At 35.4% G+C, this 19,261-nt stretch carries 17 protein-coding genes and 1 tRNA gene; 2 read left to right on the top strand and 16 right to left on the bottom strand.

Annotation, left to right across the window (positions count from 1 at the left end):
- Positions 1 to 33 precede the first annotated feature (33 nt).
- Entirely contained in the window at positions 34 to 723 is a 690-nt protein-coding gene (locus RNZ47_RS10625; protein ID WP_311939764.1) for a hypothetical protein, read from the top strand.
- 486 nt (positions 724 to 1,209) lie between these two features.
- Here RNZ47_RS10625 and RNZ47_RS10620 read toward each other — a convergent pair whose 3' ends face one another.
- From RNZ47_RS10620 to RNZ47_RS10590, 7 genes are all read right to left on the bottom strand, one after another.
- Positions 1,210 to 1,728 carry a hypothetical protein gene (locus RNZ47_RS10620; protein ID WP_311939761.1) on the bottom strand — a complete coding sequence of 173 codons (519 nt, stop codon included), beginning with the start codon at positions 1,726 to 1,728 and terminating at the stop codon, positions 1,210 to 1,212.
- A gap of 53 nt (positions 1,729 to 1,781) precedes the next feature.
- Positions 1,782 to 2,477 carry a hypothetical protein gene (locus RNZ47_RS10615; RefSeq protein WP_311939758.1) on the bottom strand — a complete coding sequence of 232 codons (696 nt, stop codon included), beginning with the start codon at positions 2,475 to 2,477 and terminating at the stop codon, positions 1,782 to 1,784.
- A 5-nt stretch (positions 2,478 to 2,482) separates the two neighbouring features.
- Positions 2,483 to 3,817 carry a tyrosine-type recombinase/integrase gene (locus tag RNZ47_RS10610; RefSeq protein ID WP_311939756.1) on the bottom strand — a complete coding sequence of 445 codons (1,335 nt, stop codon included), beginning with the start codon at positions 3,815 to 3,817 and terminating at the stop codon, positions 2,483 to 2,485.
- A 54-nt stretch (positions 3,818 to 3,871) separates the two neighbouring features.
- Positions 3,872 to 3,944, bottom strand: a tRNA-Met gene (locus RNZ47_RS10605).
- 120 nt (positions 3,945 to 4,064) lie between these two features.
- A complete protein-coding gene (locus RNZ47_RS10600; RefSeq protein WP_311939754.1) occupies positions 4,065 to 4,247 on the bottom strand; it encodes a CPXCG motif-containing cysteine-rich protein in 183 nt (60 codons plus the stop codon).
- Between the two features lie 79 nt (positions 4,248 to 4,326).
- Positions 4,327 to 5,151, bottom strand: a complete 825-nt coding sequence (locus tag RNZ47_RS10595) for a Two component regulator three Y domain protein (RefSeq protein ID WP_311939752.1) — start codon at positions 5,149 to 5,151, stop codon at positions 4,327 to 4,329.
- 96 nt (positions 5,152 to 5,247) lie between these two features.
- Complete coding sequence (locus tag RNZ47_RS10590) at positions 5,248 to 7,158, bottom strand: ABC-F family ATP-binding cassette domain-containing protein (RefSeq protein ID WP_311939750.1); 1,911 nt, start codon at positions 7,156 to 7,158, stop codon at positions 5,248 to 5,250.
- Between the two features lie 155 nt (positions 7,159 to 7,313).
- Between RNZ47_RS10590 and RNZ47_RS10585 the strand changes: the two genes are divergently transcribed.
- The gene (locus RNZ47_RS10585) at positions 7,314 to 7,697 is read left to right on the top strand and encodes a DUF983 domain-containing protein (protein ID WP_311939748.1); all 384 of its coding nucleotides are present in this window, start codon (positions 7,314 to 7,316) and stop codon (positions 7,695 to 7,697) included.
- Positions 7,698 to 7,819: 122 nt separating this feature from the next.
- Here RNZ47_RS10585 and RNZ47_RS10580 read toward each other — a convergent pair whose 3' ends face one another.
- From RNZ47_RS10580 to RNZ47_RS10540, 9 genes are all read right to left on the bottom strand, one after another.
- Positions 7,820 to 8,869: an NAD(P)/FAD-dependent oxidoreductase gene (locus RNZ47_RS10580; protein WP_311939746.1), complete on the bottom strand. Its 1,050-nt coding sequence runs from the start codon at positions 8,867 to 8,869 to the stop codon at positions 7,820 to 7,822.
- Between the two features lie 107 nt (positions 8,870 to 8,976).
- Complete coding sequence (gene porN / locus RNZ47_RS10575) at positions 8,977 to 9,867, bottom strand: type IX secretion system ring subunit PorN/GldN (RefSeq protein ID WP_311939745.1); 891 nt, start codon at positions 9,865 to 9,867, stop codon at positions 8,977 to 8,979.
- Between the two features lie 68 nt (positions 9,868 to 9,935).
- The gene (porM, locus tag RNZ47_RS10570) at positions 9,936 to 11,498 is read right to left on the bottom strand and encodes a type IX secretion system motor protein PorM/GldM (protein WP_311939744.1); all 1,563 of its coding nucleotides are present in this window, start codon (positions 11,496 to 11,498) and stop codon (positions 9,936 to 9,938) included.
- 47 nt (positions 11,499 to 11,545) lie between these two features.
- Entirely contained in the window at positions 11,546 to 12,181 is a 636-nt protein-coding gene (gene porL, locus RNZ47_RS10565; protein WP_311939742.1) for a type IX secretion system motor protein PorL/GldL, read from the bottom strand.
- Positions 12,182 to 12,259: 78 nt separating this feature from the next.
- Positions 12,260 to 13,624 (bottom strand): T9SS ring complex lipoprotein PorK/GldK, encoded by a 1,365-nt coding sequence (porK, locus tag RNZ47_RS10560; RefSeq protein ID WP_446497230.1) that lies wholly within the window; start codon positions 13,622 to 13,624, stop codon positions 12,260 to 12,262.
- Positions 13,625 to 13,787: 163 nt separating this feature from the next.
- The gene (locus tag RNZ47_RS10555; RefSeq protein WP_311939739.1) at positions 13,788 to 14,954 is read right to left on the bottom strand and encodes a formimidoylglutamase; all 1,167 of its coding nucleotides are present in this window, start codon (positions 14,952 to 14,954) and stop codon (positions 13,788 to 13,790) included.
- 3 nt (positions 14,955 to 14,957) lie between these two features.
- Entirely contained in the window at positions 14,958 to 17,462 is a 2,505-nt protein-coding gene (topA, locus tag RNZ47_RS10550) for a type I DNA topoisomerase (RefSeq protein ID WP_311939736.1), read from the bottom strand.
- A 136-nt stretch (positions 17,463 to 17,598) separates the two neighbouring features.
- Positions 17,599 to 18,366: a hypothetical protein gene (locus tag RNZ47_RS10545; RefSeq protein WP_311939734.1), complete on the bottom strand. Its 768-nt coding sequence runs from the start codon at positions 18,364 to 18,366 to the stop codon at positions 17,599 to 17,601.
- Positions 18,367 to 18,388: 22 nt separating this feature from the next.
- A complete protein-coding gene (locus RNZ47_RS10540) occupies positions 18,389 to 19,159 on the bottom strand; it encodes a hypothetical protein (protein ID WP_311939731.1) in 771 nt (256 codons plus the stop codon).
- Between the last annotated feature and the right edge of the window lie 102 nt (positions 19,160 to 19,261).

The following is a 19,261-nucleotide window of genomic DNA, read 5'->3' as shown; positions in this document are numbered from 1 at the left end:
GCACTAATCTTATACCAACCGTTGTAAAACATTATGAAGAAACTTCTGTACATTTTATTTATGACCTTGATTCTTTCGAATTGTGATTATAATGAAAAATTAGCAAGCGTTTATATACAGAAGATTCATAATAGTGAAAAAGTAATCTATAAATACACATATAGCGGAAATTATGATAGTCACAGAAGTGGAACTGTGATTCTCGATTCAACATCAAATTTTACATCAAAAAAAAGTTATGAAGTTGAAACTGGACTCATTACAGAAATTGATTCAAACAATGTTATTAAATCCCTTGATTTATCGCTAAACAATGGAAATTCAGACAATGGTTATATAAAAACAGAAAACAAAAACTATGAAGATATAAATGTCAACATAAAATATTACCAGAATAAATCTGGTTGGAATGAAAAACATTTATACTATTTTGATAAAGTAAAAGAAAGTAAATACCAGCTTACTTTTTACGGAATCGAAAGAAAACACGGAAACTTACAAACCGACACACTAACTATTCAAAAAGGCGGAATTTGGATTAGAGAAACAGATGGAATAGTAGATTATTTGCAATTCTTTAGACTAAAAGAAAATGAAAAAGACAATCGACCTGAATATAGTAGCATAAATTTTGAATTTTACCCTAAAGAGAAAATGTATGTAAATGAATTGTCTGATTACGGATTTTTTAAAAGAATAAATTTAACGGAACAAAATAAATAACGTTTTACAACAAAGAACTGAGTTAAAAAACAAGCAATTTTAAGCTAAACTAGAAACAAAGTTCTCTTAAAAAGACAACTCCTTTCACTATGGCATAACCTTGTTTTCGCAAATTATTCCTTGTTCAATCAACCCTAGTTTTACACTTTTTCATTTAAGCTACCATTCTATATATTAATGCCATACTTTCGGGCTCTGTTGTATTTGCTAAATGAGGTGCTTAAAACATGTAGAAAACCAAGTATAATTATTTAAACACGTTGTATAAAACAATAATTTATTGAATTTACACATAACAACACTAAAATATTATCACTTCACATTTGCTGCAAAAAGAATTTTGCACTCTTATTTGCACCCCAAAACCCCTTTAAAATGGGGAATTAAATAACAAAACCATTAAAAACCCATGGAGCAAAAACAGCGTGATATTTTTTTATCATCTTTTTATCACGATAATTATCACTTTTATATTATTTTCTTTTTTTAGAATCTTTTCTTTAACGAATCTGGAATTGTTAATGGTTTTTCAAACTGATATATGTATTTTTCGAATTTTTCAAAGTCAAATTGGGGTGTTGAGCTTGAACCATCCGCAAATTGAAAAACACTAGAACAATCCGAATTTAAATTAGCCACTCTTAAAAGATCAAATAATACTTTATCAAATTCTTTTACCAAGTTTTCCGGCAAATGTTGTTCGATTTTTTTTAGCGTTCCCATGTAATTATCAAGATCGGTTTGGGTTTCAATTTTTGTTCCAGAACGCTTTTTGGAATACATCCAAACAATGAGTTTTAAAAAGCCCGTAGAGTTAATAAAAGATTTTTTTTCATCTCTGACCATTTCATTTTTGCACAACGATCCATCAAAATAATTGGATAACAATTCCCGTATATATTTAGAAACTGTTTGCTGTTTTATTTCCGCCTTGGTTTTTAATTTTGCTTTTAGTTCGTCAGGCAACTTTAGGTTAATTGAAGCTGTTCTTGTGGGTTTATTCATGGTTTTTATTTATGATTTGATTTCAAAAACCATTTATGGTCTCTTTAATCACATTATTTATGGTCTGTCTTAACGTTAAAAACTGTTTTTAGCAGAAATTCATCAGCTTCCTTTTCTGTTAACAATAATTGTTTTTTTATTGGCTTCTTTGTTTCACGCTCTTTTTCATTATCATTTTTCTCAATACTTCTTATTAAGCTGTGATGAATCGATTTATTAAATGGAAATGCACTTTTGTGCTTTGATAAAACATCAATCAAATTGGTGGTCTTGGTGTTTTTGAAATTAAACTGGAATTTTTGATTGAGTTTTATCAAATGGTCATCTAGAGCCCTGCACTGATACTCGAAAAATATTTTTTTATTTTTGGAGGTTTTGGGCATGCAACTGTCAAAATTCTCAAGTAGCCTTTTATAGGCAAAAATCCATGCCTTCACATTTGAGAGGTACTTATCAAACAAAAACCGAAAAGATTCACGTCCAAGTCGATCTTTCATTTCCAAAAGCTGAAAAAGATTGCCTTCTAAAACATTGTCTTTTTTATATATTTCTAAAGCGTTTGTCGGTATCCGAAGCGAACGGATATCTTCGTTTGTCTTTATTATTCCAATATCCTCAAAAAACCGATACTCCATTAACATCTTTTTGGTTTCTGCAGATAAATTGGGAAACAGCGCTTTTGGGAAATAAAATACAGATGGCATATATATGCGCTTTAATAGCGCTTCCATTTCCTTAGTTGCTTCCATATCTTTTACTTTAAATAAATTGAATAATCTTTAGGCAGTTCTGCATCAATATCCCTTAAATACTTTTCAAGGGAAGACATGGTAGCATGTCCAGTAATTTGCATTAAAACACTCTTGGCCGCAAAAGGGGATGTTTCTTCGACTAATGATCGATATAGCTTTGTTATGAAAGTATGCCTAAAACTATATAGTCCATAATTTTTATCCAAACCAAAATGCTCTTTGACCACCTTCCTGAATCGCTTACTAAAATATCCGCTCCTACTGCCTAGTGTAGCCTCCCAATTACCTCCTATTCCATCGGGAGTAAACAAAAACAAGCTTCCATCCATATCGGATAGGTCTTTCAGTTCTTTCAACAGTAAATCCGGGATTAGCTTGGTTTTTAAGGTCTTGTTTTTGGCCTTGAACTGGAGTGTTTTAGAATTTAAATCGATATCCTTTACCCGTAACCTGCAGACCTCTATGGGCCTCAGGAAATTATAGGACACGAACTTGATATAGAGAAGCAAAAGTGGGTCTTTTTCTTCGAGATATTCAAAAATATCTTGATGTTGCTTTTCCGTATATGTTTTATTGCGCTTCGGATTGGTCTTTAACGTATTAATGCTTTTAACAAAATTTTTATCTATGATATCGTTGTCCTCCAATACCTGGAATATACTGCTCAAACAAGTTCTGTAATTGTTCCTGTTTCTAGGTGACGTCCGCAACTGTACGTCGTTTAAAAACCCTGACACCAATTTTTTACCTACTTTATCAATGGTTTCAGTTTCTTTGGAATGCTCGGTCAACCATTTTTCAAACAATTCGCAACGGCTTTTGTAATCAACCAAGGTTCGTTCCCCAACCACATTTGTTTTTAACCTCAGGGCGTATTCCAAAGCCTCCTTTGGGGTTAATTTCTGTTTTCCATCCTCTAGCACAGATGTTTCTTCCGACATCTTTACCGCTTTTACTTCATTATTTGTGTTTTTGGGTTTTTCAATAGCGTTTTCGGTGGATTGGCCACTATACTTTTCAAGCAACCAAGTGTTGTCTTCAAAAGGGTTATACCCTTGTTGGAGCAATTTAAGTAGCCGCTTTCTATACAATCTCAATAAAAAATACCGGGACTCTTTGGTTTTATATCGGTTGGTCTTTCCGTAGATGTTTTTCATCCGTTTCAATTTTCCCGTTTTCGGATTTACAAATGAAAAATAGACATACCAACGTTTTGAAAGATCGCCGTCAGCATCGTAAATTTTGGGAGTGGAAAATAAGGTTTTGTGTTCTAAATCGTGTTCCAAATCGTGTTCATTTTCGACATCGAAGGTAATGAAATTGTATATAGATTGCATAAAAAAACGGTTTAGAGTGAACTAAACCGTTTGTTTTAGAGGACTTTCTCTTTGTAGCGGGAACTGGACTCGAACCAGTGACCTTCGGGTTATGAGCCCGACGAGCTACCTACTGCTCTATCCCGCGATATAATCCAAAAAATGATTGTCTTAGCTTTTAACTTTCGGTTCATAATGCCGACCTAATCATTTCGGACTGCAAATATACAACCCTTTTTAATTTTAGCAAACATAAAAATCAAAAATATTATTGACCGATGCTATCTGCCTGAAAATGTATTAATTCCGAATTTGAAAATTGTACAGAGACTTGAATGGGATTACAACACACCTCGCAATCTTCTATATATTTTTGGTTTGCGATTGAGCTATCCAATAACATTGAGATGTTTTCCCAGCAATGCGGGCATGTAAAATAATGTTCTTTCATACAAAACAGAAACTAAAAAAAATAGATAACAATAACTTGCTATCTATTTTACTAATTTATGAAACAAACTTTACTCTAACTAATCTTTTTCAATATCCATTGTAGCTGTTGCATTCTGTAATTCTAAATGCATTAAACTCGGTGGATTCTTTCCGGAAACACTTATGTACTCTTTATTTAAATTATTATCGCTTACCATAAATGTATTCAACTTTGTTAAGTTCATAAACTCCATTGGCAAATCGCCTGAAAATTTATTGCTCGACAATAGTAATTCTTGTAACTGGGTTAATTGTGCTATCTCAACTGGTATTTCGCCATCCATTCTATTGTCCATAACACTTAGCTTTTCTAATTTTGACAAAGCGTAAATTTGGTTAGGAATCGTTCCCGTTAAAAAATTGCTTCCCAATAAAAGCTCTTTTAAGTTGGTTAAACCCATCAGCTCCATTGGGATATTTCCTGTGAGCTTATTGCTGTATAATTTTAATGATTCCAATTTTTTCAGGCTTCCAAGTTCTGATGGTATTTCGCCTTCAAAATTATTCATAAACAATTCTAAAGAAGTCAGTGCTTTTAAATTCGCTAATTCGGATGGAATCTTTCCCGTTAATTTATTAAACCCAAAATTTAACTTTCTCAAAGAAACAAGGTTTCCGATTTCTTTCGGTAAATTTCCTTGAAGGTTGTTAAATGGTAAATTAAGTTCTACAATTTTTTCGTTCTCAATAGTTACACCATACCACGAATCAATAGATGCATTCAGATCCCACGAAGAGTTCCATTCGCTGCCATTTGTTGAATTATATAAGGCTATTAGTGCGTCTTTTTCGTTTGAGGAAATGTTGGCAAAAGAATATGCCGACACAAGAAAGCATGCAACTATTAATTTTAAAGTCTTCATCTTAAATAGATTTGGGATTAATTCACTTACGAAAATAGGTGTTTAATGGATTAAATACTATTTTAATCGATGAAATGCATTAAATTTTAACATATCTCAATCGGCAAACTGCTCGATCTCAAGCTGGATATTTTCCCATTTTTGCATAAAACCCTCTAAATCAGATTTCTTTTTCTGATAATTATCAAAGAAATTGGGTTGAGATGTCACTTCTTCGTAATTAATTTCGAGCGATTGGTCAATAGCTTTTATCTCGCGTTCCAATTGATTAATCTTCGACTCGACATTGCTCAATTTATTATTTAAAGACTTTAGCTTTTTCTGGTCTTCATAAGATTGTTGTTTTTTTACTTTAGGCGTTTCCTTAACAACAGTGCGCTTTTCAACTTCACGCAAACTCTCAACTTTACGCTGATCTAAATAATAATCGATATCGCCTAAATATTCTCTTATTTTATGGTCTTTAAATTCGTAAACCTTATTGGTTAAACCCTGTAAAAAGTCTCGATCGTGCGAAACAAGAATCAAAGTACCTTCAAATCGTTTCAAAGCTTCTTTCAACACATTCTTAGATTTAATATCTAAGTGGTTTGTAGGCTCATCCATGATTAAAACATTAAAAGGCTGCAACATTAATTTAGCCAATGCCAAACGGTTGCGTTCGCCCCCAGAAAGCACGCGCACGTACTTATCTACCTCATCGCCCCTAAATAAAAACGAGCCCAAAATATCGCGCACTTTGCTTCTATTGGTTTCGTTTGCAGCATCAACCATGGTATCGTGCACCGTTTTACCTCCGTCTAAATACTCCGCTTGGTTTTGAGCGAAATAGCCAATTTGTACATTATGGCCCAACTTTAAATAACCGTTGTATTTAATATCGCCAACAATAATTTTTGCAAGTGTCGATTTACCTTGTCCGTTTTGTCCAACAAATGCTGTTTTGCTATCGCGCTCAATAAGTAAATCTATATCTTTTAAAACTTGGTTGTCGCCGTAATTTTTCGAAACACCTTCAGCTTCAACCACCACTTTACCAGGGGTAATCGATACCGGAAAATTAAGTGTCATCACACTATTATCATCTTCATCAACTTCAATCCTATCAATTTTATCAAGCTTTTTTATAAGAGATTGCGCCATGGTGGCTTTTGAGGCTTTGGCCCTGAATTTCTCGATAAGTTTCTCGGTTTGCTCAATTTGTTTTTGCTGATTTTTTTGGGATGCCAATTGTTGGGTCCTCAATTCTTCACGCAACACCAAATACTTGGTATAAGGTTTCGGATAATCGTAAATTCTACCTAACGAAATTTCAATGGTTCGGTTGGTTACATTATCCAGAAACATTTTATCGTGCGACACAATAACCACAGCGCCAGGGTAGTTTTTTAAAAAACCTTCAAGCCAGATAATAGATTCAATATCCAAGTGGTTTGTGGGCTCATCTAATAATAATATATCATTATTCTGAAGCAGGAGCTTTGCGAGTTCGATACGCATGCGCCAACCGCCAGAAAAGGTATCGGTAAGCATATTAAAATCTTCGCGCTTAAAACCCAAACCCTGTAAAATCTTTTCGGTATCGCCTTGGTAGTTGTAACCGCCCAAAATTTCATATTGATGCTGCAGCTCGTTAATATCAACCATAAGTTGGTGGTAGCCTTCACTTTCATAATCGGTACGCTCTGCCATTTGGGTGTTTACCGTTTCCATGTTGGCTTCCAGTTCTTTAATTTCGGTAAATGCTTCGTAAGCTTCCTCAAGCACCGTTCTTCCAAAAACAAAATCAATGTCCTGCTTTAAAAAACCTATTTTAAGTTCTTTATCGGCCGCAATCTGCCCAGAATCGGGTTCCATTTCTTTCGATAAAATTTTTAGCATCGTCGATTTACCGGCGCCGTTTTTTCCAATAAGACCTACCCTGTCGCCATTACCAAGTTTAAAAGTAATGTCTTCAAATAGGTATTCGCCTTGAAACGAAATCGATAAATTATGAATGTTCATCATAGAAATGTAACTTATATTACTAACTCTTTATTATTAAAGTTTATTTTTGCACCAGATTCCCGCTTTCGAGAGAATGACAATTTTAAAAAGTAAATCTCCACAAAAGGTAGAGAAATGATTTTTTCGATTGCGAATGCAAAAGTACATTAAAATATATGTTTAAAAAAGGAACAAAATTATATAGCATTTTTACTGGCTCTTGCCCTAAATGTCACGAAGAATCTATGTTTAAAAACAAGAATCCGTACATACTTACCGAGGCTTTAAGCATGCACGAAAATTGCTCGAATTGTGGCACCAAATACAAAATGGAACCGTCATTTTTCTACGGCTCCATGTATGTAAGTTATGCCGTTGGTATCGCGTTTGCAACCGCAGCTTTTGTCATTTCGTTTTTTGTTTTCAATGCCAGCATACATACCGTTTTTATCTCCATAATAGCAACACTCATTGTTTTTATGCCTGTTATTTTAAGGGTTTCCAGAAATATTTGGATTAACCTTTTTATTCATTACGACAAAAATTTGGCTAAAAAATAATGTCTTTTTGGGCGTTACCACAACCCTTCGACTGCGCTCAGGGCAAGTGGTCGGGCTATCCGCTACAAATCCTCGCTCCTGCGTCGCTGTGGGCTTTCCACTACTATCCCTAACGCAAAACCTCAACTCAAATTGGTAAAACGTTTAATATCAACTTCATTATCCAAAGGCACATCGTTTTCAATAAAATTATAAAGCTGATGCGCCACATAAGGACCAATCATAACCCCGCGGGTGCCCAATCCGTTTAGCACATACATGTTTTTATGTATAGCATGTTGCCCCACTAAAGGCCGCCTATCCTTTACCGTTGGCCGTATGCCAGCAACTTGATTAACCACTTTAAACGAACAATTAATATGTTTTTTAAGTTTGGGTAACAACTCGTTCTTGGCTTTCTCCGTGGTTTTATTTGTGGTATCCTCCCACTCGTAAGTGGCGCCAACAATATACAAATCATCTTTCAGCGGAATTAAAAACACACCGGCTTTCAACACAAAATCAATCTTTAAGTCCGGAGCTTCAATTATTAACAGTTCGCCTTTTGTTGGCACTAAGGGCAATGTATTAAAAAAAGGATTTTTAACAACTCCAAAACCTTCGGCGAATACAATGTGTTTTGCTTTTATGTTTTGGTATGCCATACCATTTTCTAAAAGTTCAACAGCCTCATAATTAAAAGCTTCTTCAAAAAACAAGTTCTCTTTTATCAGCTGTTTTTTATAAGCATCTATTAAACACTTTACGTCAATTCTACCCGTTCGCAATACTTTACCAAAACCAAAAGGCGCATCAATGGCGTCATTTTCGTTTTTAATAATGTTTGTTGATAGATACTCGGCCAGCTGTGGTTTATCGGATGCTGCGAACCAATCGTTTTGCTCTTCAAGCGATGCGAATTTCCGATATACCGGAATTTTATAATCCAATTTAACGTTTAGGCTTCGCTCCAAATTGGCATATATGGGTAATGCCATTTGCAATTGTTCTTTGCTTTTCCAAACCGGTGTGAAGCGCTTTAACACGATTGCATTGTACAGACCGCCAGCAACCACAGACGATTGCTGCGATTTATCATCAAAAACTACAAATGTTTTGTTATTGGCTTTTAACTGCTCGCAAAAACCAATGCCCGCCAACCCGATACCGACTATAATGTAATCTACTTGCATAAGTTGCGAAGATACTCAGAAAATGGATTCCAATCTTTAAAGGAATAACAAAAAAAAGACTGTCTTTTCAGGCAGCCTCATTTTTATGATATTATATTTTGTGCGACTTAGTACGTCCACATATCTAATTCGAAATCTCGAATTTTATCTTTAATACGATCAGATTCCAATAATTGCATCAATGCATTTTCAGATACATATTCGCTAATTTTTCTATCACCTTGAACATTTTCTTCTTTATAAATATATCCGTGAAAACGTCTCGAATTCAATATATGATCGAAAGAAAAAGGAATGGAGCTGTTCTCGTTGTTAAACGATTTTGCCTCGTGCAGCACTTCTCTCGCATCTGGGAAAAACACCCAAAAAAGAGGTACTAAATCTGGCTCGTCGGTATCAATAAAATTCACATCGGGTGCCACTGGTGCGATTCCCAATAAACGATATTTCATTTCAGATTGACGTTTATCAAAATACCAAAGTCCTTTAATATGATACTCTTTAATATCAGCAGCTGTTATATCACGTCTGTTGATATATTCAGGCGATAACTCCTCACCAGCATTAATTTGTTCGATACCCAATTCGGTAGTATCAATCATGGTTAAGGCCGCTTCAATATCCTTTAAAGTTCTCTTAGTTGTAAAATACGAATCATCGTAAATGTTTTTTATTTTTCCATCCTTTACGCTTTTCATAAGTACGTCGTATAACGAGCGTCTATTTTTACCAATATTGTTGGTATCGATAGGGTAATACAACGGAAAATTAGAGCGCTCATCAAGAACAATCTTTTCCCAAACCATTTTAGCGAAAAGAACATCTCTATCGTCAACGTACCCATATTCCAATGGTTTATCGTTATCGACTGCTTTTTGGGCTTCTGTTCTCACCCCAATTTCCTCAGGGCTTTTAGCGTTTAATATATTGGCTTGAGCCATTACACCAGACACTGTAAAAACAGCTGTTACGGTTAATAAAAAACTTTTTAAGTTCATCTTAATTTTTATTTTACAATTTAATTATTAGGGATAATTTTAAATAAAATTATCCCTAATGGTTTTATCTAGTTTGTAAGCTCAACAAATACCGGAGATACCTTTTTTAGTATCACGCTAACACCACTGGCTTTAGCTTCAATATCGAATATTTGAACTCCAGAACCACGTTTAGCTTTACGTAAAGCACCTTTTGCCCTACTATCTAACTTGTTTCCGTTAACATTTATTGTGGGTTGCCCAGGAACTTTAAATTTAAAGCCTGTAACACGCAATGGCAATTCGAAATCGAAATCGTCAAATTTAGCACCAATAGTCGATATTTCAAGACTGTTACGTTGCATTTTTAATGCTCCATCTTCACCTCTTACCGTACCTGTTGGTTTTGGTAAATCTTTAATTCTGAATTTTGCGTTATCGCTAACTTTACCGCCATCCGGTAATGTACCGGTAACGTTAATAGTAACTTCTCTACCTTTAATTCTTGTAGCATCCATTACATAGCTACTACCAGAACCTCTTGATAAACCTTGAGCGCTTGCAGTTACTTTGTTATCAGGAATACCAGCAAATGAAATGGTCATTGGGTTTTTAACACCTCTATACACCACATTCATTTTATCTGCTGAAATGGTTGCCGCATTTGGTTTAGCAACGGTTGCGAAAGATGAGTTTACAGGAACTTCAATTTCCTCGCCATCTTGGGCAAAAATTAATTTACCCTCAATTTTATGCTCGCCTACACCACCAGTTCCTATCTTCAACTTTACTTTACCATCTTCAATAGAATATTGGTTTTCAGATAACGGTCTGCCATCTAAAGTTAATTCTACTCTAGTAGGTTTAGTAGAAGCATCTTTACGACCTAACACAATTTGTCCATCAAACTGCTCACCGTTAAAATAAGCCGATTTTGTTGTTTCCATTAATGTTGTATAGTTGGTCATGGACACCTCACTTGAAAGTGTCCCTTGTAACATGTTACCTAAAACTTCAGATTCAGTCGTTTTAATATCGGCTTGAAGCTGTGTCATTTTAGTTAAAGATGCCACTAAAGGAAAGCCTTTGTAGTGGTAATCCAACCAATCTACTTTTATACCGTCCCTGTTTATTTCTTGATCGGTATTAAACTTCTCCTTAACGTCTTTAATAACGTTTTCCATTCCTTTTTTATCCTCTAACAAAGCTACTACACCTTCTCTAAAGGTATTTATTTGGCTTAAAAACTCCTGCCCTTCTGGTTTTAGCTTATCGCCTTTAAAGAAATTTTGGTCTAGGTAATCACCTTTATCCATAATTTCATAATCGGTAGGGTCATCGACCGTAGAAGTCATTTTTGTTTTTAATTCTGATAAATACGAATCAAAATCAGTAGCCAACTTATGCAAATTTTCAGCATCGGCCTTTAAAGGCAGATACTTATCAGGCTGCTCTTCTGCCTTTAGGTTTAAACTTGCTACAAAACTATTGTTACGTGCCTCGGCGGCTTCGTTAGATTCTACAAGTCTTTCGTTCATTAATCCGAAGGCTGAAAGCACTTCTTTCGACATATTTAAAGCTAGCATCGCTATAAATATTAAATACATCAGATTAATCATTTTCTGTCGTGGTGATAAATTTCCTCCTGCCATGTCTAATTAGGTTTTTGGTTAATTATTAATTTGGGTTAACCCCCTAATTAGTTTTTGTTCATTGCAGTTAACATACCACCGTATACGCCGTTTAACGACGATAAGTTTGACGCTAAAGATTGCATTTGCTCTTTTAATTTAGCAGCATTTTCTACAGATTCTTCGTTAATAGCTGCTTGTTTATTGATGCTTTCCAACTGTACTTTGTATAAACTGTTTAAAGACTCCATTTGTGCAGCAGCAAGGGTTAACTCTTCGCCATACTTTTTAGTAGCCTCAACAGAATCTACAGTTGAAGATATGTTTTTTGCAGCACCTTCAAAGTTTTTAATGCTATCGCCTAAACTAGCCATTAATTCGCCATCAATTTTGGCGTCTTTTAATAATTCGTCTAATTTTTTAGACAACAACCCTTGTGGGTTTTCTTTTTCTTTTGCGCTTGACGTTCCACCAGCTAATTCTGGGTACACCAACGACCAATCTAAATCGTCGTCTACGGGTTCGAATGCTGATATTGCAAAAATAATTGCTTCGGTTACAAGGCCTAAGGTTAACATAACGTTACCTGTTAAAGGACCTATTTCAAAGTGAATAATTTTGAACAGGGCGCCAACTATTACAATTGATGCTCCTAATCCGTAAGCCATATTCATAAATCTTTTACTTGCTTTTGACTGTGCCATAATTTTCGGTTTTTAATTTTAAGTAGTATTACTTAAGTAGGTTAATTAATAGTTATTATTATTGATTTGATTTAATATTTATCTGTTTCCAGCGTTTCTTGTTACTTGTGTCCCCATGTAATCTTGCACTGTTCTGAAACCTATATAACTTCTTGCAGAATCTGCATATTCGTAATCTCTCGTACTTACCTGTAAAAAGTAAGCTACATCTTTCCAAGAACCGCCCCTAACAACTTTACGTTGATTGTTATTATCGTTTACACTTGGATTAATTGTTGATGTGTACTCGTATGAGTTTGGATCGTAAGATGCATTTACCCATTCTGAAACATTACCGGCCATATTATATAAGTTATAATCGTTTGGCTCATAAGATTTGGCTTCTACGGTGTACAACGCTTGATCTGCTGCATAATCGCCACGAACGGGTTTAAAGTTTGCCATAAAACATCCTCTGTCACTTTTTGTATAAGGGCCTCCCCAAGGATATGTTGCGGCTTGCAGCCCACCTCTAGCGGCATACTCCCATTCTGCTTCAGATGGTAATCTGAATCTATTAACAAAGGCTGCCCCTTTAGATTTCTGGTAAGCATTTTTGTTAATGGTTCTCCACTCGCAAAAGGCCTTGGCTTGTTTCCAAGTTAAACCTACAACTGGATATTCGCTATAGGCATCGTGCCAAAAATAATCGTTATGCATAGGCTCGTTATACGAATAAGCAAAATCTCTAATCCAAACGGTTGTATCTGGGTAAACCTCAATTTCTTCTTTAATGATAACGTCTTTACGTTTTACACCTCTGTTTCTAGCGGCTTCTTGGATATCCATGTGGCTATATTGGAACTTAAACTTTTTAACATCCCAAGTACGCTGCCCATTGTAAGACTCCTCTAGAGGCAAATACATGGTATCCATCACTTCGGTGTAATACTCATCTGGGTATTCAGCGGTATCAAAAATTAAATCGACATCGTGATTTATTTTTCTTCCTTCATAACCTGTTGGTCCTAAACCGGTGTAGTTTTCGAACATGTATTTTTCGTAAACCGACATGTTTGCAGTATCGGCATCTTTAAACGCATACTCTCCAATACCTCCATCTTCTGGAATTTTTCCAACCTCATCGGCCAAAACAGCAAGTTTCATTCTTACTATAGAATCTCTTACCCAATTAACAAATTGTCGGTACTCACTATTGGTGATTTCGGTAGCGTCCATGTAAAGCGCTCTAACAGTTACTGTTTTTGCAGGAGCATCATGTATTCCGGCAAGATCGTCGTCGGCTTTACCCATTATAAATGCGCCACCAGGAATAAGTTCCATCCCATACGGCTTTTCTGGGTGCCATTTTTTACCTTTAACACCAACTAATTCCCCTCTATCTTTAGAGCCACAACTAGCTAGTAATGTTAATACTGCGGTTAATAAAATAAACTTCTTCATATCCATAGAAAACTCGAGGTTAATTATTTAAGCTTCATATTCGAGAGCGTAAACATATTTATATATTTTTTAAAAAACAACTTTTTTTACAAAAAAATTACATTTCATCGTGAAAAAATTACATTTCACCGACAAAATAAACAGTTTGACCATACTTTGTCTATTAGACACAATTCTTTTGAAATGCTTTATACCAACGTTCTGGCACCATATTTTTGCAGGCATCTATATAATCCTGATGCATGCAAGGTAATAACGTATGCCTTTTTAATTTATTATTGACTTCTGATAAAAAAGGAATCTCAATCCACCATCTGCCGGTTTTCACACTCTTGTAAAATACCAGTTCTTGCTCATCCACTAAAGTAATGAATTTTTGATAGTTCTTTTCGTTTGAGAAATCATCATCCTTCACTCTAAAGTTAACACCCTCAATAAAATACCAAATCATTTGGGCAATTAACAGCGATGTAATCTCATCGTCCTTTGATGGCTTATATTCGTAAATACCGAACGACGACACCTTATTACTTATACCCGCATAACGTGCAATGGCACAAATTTCCTTACCATCTAAGCCATTGGGTGAAAACTTTTGGTTTGTGCTAAGCTCTGACGCTTTTACCGCACTTAAATCGATGCTTACAATATTGGCATCGCGCAGGACGGGCTCCACAATGGTTATATCGTTCGACACCTGACCTAATCTATACGATTCGAAATACAGTTTGTCCATCAAATCGATTTCCTCTTGCGAATTAAAATAAGTTTGATAGCCAATGGTGGCGTAATTAAACAGGTTGTAGGGTTCGTCTAAAATAATCTTGCCCACAAAACTGTTGTTTTTTATGGGTTTTGCCGAATCTCCTAAATTAAACTTACTATCTACATTTACGATATTAACCATAGGTATCAAGGCATCGTAAGCCCTGTAATTGGCATAGGTTAAATCTTGTGAGCCACCCAATATAAGTGGAATAATATTCTTTTTTACCAATATGGTAATGGCTTCTTTTAATGCAAAATAAGTATCTTCAACACTTTCGCCCTTATTGATATTACCTAAATCGGCAACCGTGGTGTTCCAACTACCGGGGAAAAGTGCGTAAAGTGATTTTCTGATTTCGTTAAGCTGAAATTCTTCACCTATATAATTAACGTCATTTCTATTTTCTAAAACACCGAGAATAGCAATATCAACACCATCTAAATCGGGGATACCATTTTGAGCAGAATGAATTCGTAATTTCCGTCCTAAAGCCTGTGATGAAAGTAACTCGTTATGTGCTACAACCAAATCTGAAACAGGTGCGAGAAAATTAAAGTTCATAAATTATTTCTTTTTAGCCGTTGTTTTTTTCTTGGTTGCTTTCTTTTTTGCTGGTTTTTTCTTGGGTGTTTTAGCTTCAATCAAGGCCTTGGCTTCTTCCAATGTCATGTCTGACACATCAATGGTTTTTACCAATTCTACCTTTATTTTTCCTTTTATAACGTTGTGTCTTCCCCAACGTGCTTTTTCAACACGAATGCCTTCTTCTTCCCAATTATGGATGACTTTATCTATTTCTTTTTGAATTTTGGTTTCAATCAATTCAACAATATCATCATCTGATAAATTATCCCAATCGTACTTTTTGTTCACGTTAATAAACATATTGTTCCATTTAATAAATGGCCCAAAACGCCCTTTACCTTTTTGCACCGGCAAATCTTTATACATATATATTGGTGCATCGGCTTTTTGCTTTTCCTTAATTAAAACAATGGCATCGTCCAGCTCTACGCTTAACGGATCGGTGCCTTTTGGTAACGATACAAATACGTCGCCGTGTTTTACATAAGGGCCATAACGGCCGTTATTAACTTGCACGTCTTCACCTTCAAAAGTTCCTAAATCTTTTGGAAGCTGGAATAAATCCATGGCTTCGTCGTAAGTAATGGTATTTAATTGTTGGTCGGGGCTTAGGCTTGCAAATTGTGGTTTTTCTTCGTCATCAACCGTACCTATTTGTACCATGGGGCCAAATTTACCCAAGCGCACACTTACTTGTTTGCCTGTTTTGGGGTCTTTTCCTAAAACACGCTCTCCGGATTCCCTATCGGCATTTTCTTGAACATCTTCAACTGTGGGATGAAAATCTTTATAAAAATCTTTCATCATTTTAGTCCAATCTACTTTCCCTTCAGCAATGTCATCAAAATCTTCTTCAACTTTTGCTGTAAAATTATAGTCTAATATATGTTCAAAATGATTCACCAAAAAGTCGGTTACAATCATTCCTATATCTGTTGGAACGAGTTTCCCTTTATCGGAGCCCACTTTCTCAGTAAGCGTTTTATCTTTTACGTTTCCGTTTTTAAGAGTTAGCTGCGTATAGTTTCGCGCTTCGCCTTCAACCGTACCTTTCTCAACATAATTTCTATTTTGAATGGTTGAAATGGTTGGTGCATAAGTAGATGGACGGCCAATACCCAATTCTTCTAATTTTTTAACCAAAGAAGCTTCGGTATATCTCGCTGGCGGACGCGTATAGCGCTGGGTTGCGGTAATGTAATTGTTGAGCAAAGTCTCGTTGGTTTTCATTGCCGGCAGCATACCTTCTTGCTCGACATCTTCATCATCTGTACCTTCTAAATACACTTTTAAAAACCCATCAAAAGTGATGACTTCTCCGTTTGCCGTAAAGGCTTCTTTATGCGTTGAAGCGCTAATTTTTACATTGGTACGCTCCAATTCTGCTTCGCTCATTTGCGAGGCGATGGCGCGTTTCCAAATTAAATCGTACAATCTGGCTTGGTCGTAATCTATATCAACGGCATGTGTTGCAAAATTTGTTGGACGAATGGCCTCATGTGCTTCCTGTGCGCCTTTTGCTTTGCCTTTATAATTTCTTGGTTTACTGTATTTATTGCCAAAGGCTGCCTTAATTTCTGCTTCTGCGCCCTTTCTGGCCTCGTCGGATAAATTCACGCTATCGGTTCTCATATAAGTAATTAAACCGGCTTCGTAAAGGCGCTGTGCCATCGTCATGGTTTTGCTTACCGAAAAATATAATTTACGCGAGGCTTCCTGTTGTAATGTAGACGTTGTAAATGGTGCTGCAGGTGATTTTTTAGCTGGTTTTTTTTGTAAATCGGCTACCTTAAAATCTGCTGAAGCATTTTTTTCCAAGAATTTTTGGGCTTCTGCTTTAGTTGAAAAATTCTTAGGTAATTTGGCCTTAAAGGTTTGACCGTCTTCGTTTGAAAATTCGGCATCAATCCTATAAGACGCTACCGGTTTAAACTCTTGGATTTCCCGTTCCTTCTCAACAATTAACCGCACTGAAACGGATTGCACACGACCTGCCGACAAACCGCCCTTTACCTTACGCCAAAGCACGGGAGAGAGCTCGTAACCCACAATTCTGTCTAACACACGGCGGGCTTGTTGCGCATCGACCAAATCGTAATCGATACCTCGTGGATTATCAATAGCACGTTGAATGGCCGTTTTAGTAATTTCGTGAAAAACGATACGTTTGGTTTTTTCTTTATCCAGTTTTAAAGCCTCTGCTAAATGCCATGCTATGGCCTCACCCTCGCGATCTTCATCACTTGCCAACCAAACCATTTCTGCTTTTTTAGCTAAGTCTTTCAGCTTTTTTACAACTGCTTTTTTATCTTTGGAAACTTCGTATTTTGGTTTAAAATCACCATCAACATTAACGCCCAATTCCTTTGAAGGTAAATCGGCGATATGCCCAAAGCTCGATTCCACTTTAAAATCTTTTCCTAAAAATTTTTCAATGGTTTTTGCTTTTGCCGGTGACTCAACAATTACTAAATTCTTCGCCATACTTGATTTTTTGAAGCTACAAATGTATATGAAAAAAAGTTTATCTGTAACTTTTTATGGATAATCTGTGATTTAATTCATAAAAAAAGCCTGTATTTTTATGCATAAACACAGGCTTTTACGGTTGTTATAAAATTTATTCTACGGTTGTTCCTATTTCTTCAATAGCACTTGTTTCGTTAAAACCTATAGATTCCTTGTACACAAAATACGCTGGTAAATATGCAAAAGATGCGGTGACGAACACCCCAATAAAACACATAATCATTCCAACCAATTGAGCCAAAATACTAGATATAATAAGCAGCCCAAAGGTTATTAGCCACTTTTTATTTCCCAACTTAAATCCAATTTTTACAATATCGGAAGCGGTTAAATCCGGGTTAAACGCATAAATGACATTGATTAGTGCGATGGGCACCATAACATAAAAAATAGGCAGTACACAAAGGAGTGTTGCTATCAGGCTAATTCCGAAAGTCATGGCCGCTAATTTTATTGTTTTGCCTAAATAGGGCTTTTTAAAGAAGTAAAAGTAATCGTCGGATCCGGCTTCATTTAAATCTTTTATTTTACAAATTCTGTAAAAAGCAGATTTTAACCCAAAAGCAATAATCATGGCAAAAAAACTAAATACTATCGTAATGAGATAAAAAGGTATAAGCAGCGCCCAATTTGGCTCTTGCCCCTGTTGCATGGATTCTGGATCTATAAACCCTATTGCCATCATGGGTAAAAATGTAATTAAATATATAGGTATCATCAATACCATTGTTAGTAAGAGCATTACCAAACCTTGTACCCAAACCTTTTTAAAAAGCTCAATCGATTTACCGAAAATATCGCCAAAATCCAAATCTTTGGCATTTTCAATTTTTTGCAACAATGTGTTCATAGTATTCATTTATTTTAGTTTTATGGTTAGTTTAATAATTTGATTCGTCGCCCATTCCTATTTGGTCTATTTCATGAATTTCCTCAAAACCAATAACCTCTTTGTAAATAAAAAACACAGGCAAATAAGCAATTGATATGGTAAAGAACAAACCAATTCCGCAGGCCAAAAGCCCCAACATTCCTAAAATGCCGGTAACAAACATAGCTCCAAATGTAATCAGCCATTTTTTATTACCAAGCTTAAAGCTGGCTTTAACAATTTCGCCTTCGGTTAAATTTGGATTATTGGCAAATATGATTGAAAAATAAGATAGCGGCACCAGCACATATATATATGGTATTAAAAACAGTAGTTGTGCAAGTGTTGAAATACCTGTATAAATTAACCCGAGCATAAATACTTTGCTAAAATATTCCTTTTTAAAAAAATAAAAATAATCATCGCCTTCATCCTTTCCTAAAACAAAATTCTTGCATATTCTGTAAAATGCCGATAAAAAGGCAATGGTTAGCGTACTTGCTAAAATAGATTGTGGCACACTATAAAGGGCATTTGCCGAATAGAAGGTTAAAAACGATTCCATTTCAAATCCGTTTTCAAACAGGTAATTTTCTGGAGCCAATCCAATTAACGAAAACGTAAAAGCAATAACAAAACCACCAATCATTAAAAATAAGATTGCTAAAAAACCTTTTAGCCAAACGTGTTTGAACAAATCAATTGATGCGGAAATTATGTCGCCAAAATCCAAACTTTTGACATGGTTTATCTTTTCTTCTAATTGGGGAAATGAATTCATTTTGGTTGAAACAGTATTTGGTTAAGGTTTAAAAAGAAATTTTTCAGCAATATATAACAATATACTTTTAACAAAAAAAATCCCGCTGAAAAGCAGGATTTT

The sequence above is a fragment of the Hwangdonia seohaensis genome (genome assembly GCF_031932625.1).
In the GTDB taxonomy this organism is placed as follows: domain Bacteria; phylum Bacteroidota; class Bacteroidia; order Flavobacteriales; family Flavobacteriaceae; genus Hwangdonia; species Hwangdonia seohaensis.
The sequence above is the reverse complement of the archived record's forward strand: the minus strand, read 5'-3'. Positions and strand labels throughout refer to the sequence as shown.

Excerpts from the sequence above, each read along its gene's own strand:
- RNZ47_RS10615 (WP_311939758.1), bottom strand. The coding sequence starts at position 2,477 with ATGGAAGCAACTAAGGAAATGGAAGCGCTATTAAAGCGCATATATATG.
- RNZ47_RS10585 (WP_311939748.1), top strand. The coding sequence starts at position 7,314 with ATGTTTAAAAAAGGAACAAAATTATATAGCATTTTTACTGGCTCTTGC.
- RNZ47_RS10610 (WP_311939756.1), bottom strand. The coding sequence starts at position 3,817 with ATGCAATCTATATACAATTTCATTACCTTCGATGTCGAAAATGAACAC.
- RNZ47_RS10545 (WP_311939734.1), bottom strand. The coding sequence starts at position 18,366 with ATGAATACTATGAACACATTGTTGCAAAAAATTGAAAATGCCAAAGAT.
- RNZ47_RS10590 (WP_311939750.1), bottom strand. The coding sequence starts at position 7,158 with ATGATGAACATTCATAATTTATCGATTTCGTTTCAAGGCGAATACCTA.
- porM (WP_311939744.1), bottom strand. The coding sequence starts at position 11,498 with ATGGCAGGAGGAAATTTATCACCACGACAGAAAATGATTAATCTGATG.
- porL (WP_311939742.1), bottom strand. The coding sequence starts at position 12,181 with ATGGCACAGTCAAAAGCAAGTAAAAGATTTATGAATATGGCTTACGGA.
- RNZ47_RS10625 (WP_311939764.1), top strand. The coding sequence starts at position 34 with ATGAAGAAACTTCTGTACATTTTATTTATGACCTTGATTCTTTCGAAT.
- RNZ47_RS10600 (WP_311939754.1), bottom strand. The coding sequence starts at position 4,247 with ATGAAAGAACATTATTTTACATGCCCGCATTGCTGGGAAAACATCTCA.
- RNZ47_RS10620 (WP_311939761.1), bottom strand. The coding sequence starts at position 1,728 with ATGAATAAACCCACAAGAACAGCTTCAATTAACCTAAAGTTGCCTGAC.
- topA (WP_311939736.1), bottom strand. The coding sequence starts at position 17,462 with ATGGCGAAGAATTTAGTAATTGTTGAGTCACCGGCAAAAGCAAAAACC.
- porN (WP_311939745.1), bottom strand. The coding sequence starts at position 9,867 with ATGAACTTAAAAAGTTTTTTATTAACCGTAACAGCTGTTTTTACAGTG.
- RNZ47_RS10580 (WP_311939746.1), bottom strand. The coding sequence starts at position 8,869 with ATGCAAGTAGATTACATTATAGTCGGTATCGGGTTGGCGGGCATTGGT.
- RNZ47_RS10555 (WP_311939739.1), bottom strand. The coding sequence starts at position 14,954 with ATGAACTTTAATTTTCTCGCACCTGTTTCAGATTTGGTTGTAGCACAT.
- porK (WP_446497230.1), bottom strand. The coding sequence starts at position 13,624 with ATGAAGAAGTTTATTTTATTAACCGCAGTATTAACATTACTAGCTAGT.
- RNZ47_RS10540 (WP_311939731.1), bottom strand. The coding sequence starts at position 19,159 with ATGAATTCATTTCCCCAATTAGAAGAAAAGATAAACCATGTCAAAAGT.
- RNZ47_RS10595 (WP_311939752.1), bottom strand. The coding sequence starts at position 5,151 with ATGAAGACTTTAAAATTAATAGTTGCATGCTTTCTTGTGTCGGCATAT.